The organism is Zhongshania aquatica, from assembly GCF_027257955.1.
Lineage (GTDB): Bacteria > Pseudomonadota > Gammaproteobacteria > Pseudomonadales > Spongiibacteraceae > Spongiibacter > Spongiibacter aquatica.
In genome coordinates this window covers 1-1,148 of record NZ_JANZNQ010000084.1, presented here as the reverse complement: position 1 = coordinate 1,148, position 1,148 = coordinate 1, and the positions used below count along the sequence as shown (strand labels likewise).

The 1,148-nt window shown below is 51.8% G+C and carries 2 pseudogenes; both read left to right on the top strand.

The window, feature by feature from the left end:
• Nucleotides 1-272, top strand: a pseudogene (locus tag O9X78_RS20710) (IS21 family transposase); the annotation flags it as partial.
• Nucleotides 273-309: 37 nt separating this feature from the next.
• Nucleotides 310-1,068, top strand: a pseudogene (gene istB, locus O9X78_RS20705) (IS21-like element helper ATPase IstB).
• The last annotated feature ends 80 nt before the right edge of the window (nt 1,069-1,148 follow it).

The following is a 1,148-nucleotide window of genomic DNA, read 5'->3' as shown; positions in this document are numbered from 1 at the left end:
CACACGCGATGGTTGAGCTGTTCTTACAACGAAAGCAGGTGCCAGAGCAGGCGTATCGCGCCTGCTTGGGGTTACTGAATCTCGCCAAACAATACACACCGGCACGCCTAGAGGCGGCTTGCCTACGCGCGCATCACATCAAAGCCCTGCGCCTAGCCAATATCAAATCGATCCTGCAGAGCAATATGGATCAACTGCCCCTGCCGCTAGAACCACAGGCACAGGCAAGTGAGTCTCATCGCAATGTCCGTGGCGCCAATTACTACCACTAAACCAAAATCATCAAACCACCCAACCCAAGGAAAGCACATGTTAGAAACACAAAGCGTACAACAACTCCGGCAACTTCGACTCACCGGCTTAGCGGACGCACTGGAAGCGCAGTTCCGTCAGCCCAACACCTACGATGGGCTTGGCTTCGCAGAGCGTATCGGCTTAGCTATTGAGCAGGAAGTTACCTACCGGAACGACAAACGATTGCAGCGCTTACTCAGCGCTGCACGCTTTAAAGAAATGGCAAGATTGGCGGACGTTGACTACAGCCATCCGCGCGGACTTAAGCCAAGCACTGTTGCCGCCCTGCAAAGCAATCATTGGATTAGCAAGGGGCATAATTTAGTGATGACCGGCCCGACGGGCTGCGGCAAAACCTATCTTGCTTGCGCTCTCGGCCACCATGCTTGCGTACATGGTCATCCCACTCGGTACTTCCGCGCCTCTCGGCTGTTTGAACAGCTCACCATCGCCCACGGTGATGGCAGCTACCTCAAGCTCCTCGCGCAAATCGCCAAAGCAGACGTACTGATCATTGACGACTGGGGTTTAGAGCCGCTGACGCAAGTGTAAAAGAACGACTTGCTGGAAATCATGGAGGATCGGCACAACAAAAAAACAACGATAGTGACGAGCCAGCTTCCGGTGGAAAACTGGCATGACTTTATCAATGATCCAACGTTGGCTGACGCCATCTTGGATCGACTTTTACACAACGCTCACAAAATCAATTTGAAGGGGGAATCCATGCGAAAACTGATGACTACATTGACTGAAGATGATCACTTAAAGTAAAAAGACGGCACATGATGTATGAGGTGGATTAAGTGATCACGTTCAAGCGGTACGACTGATCAGGTTCAGCGGAATACGCA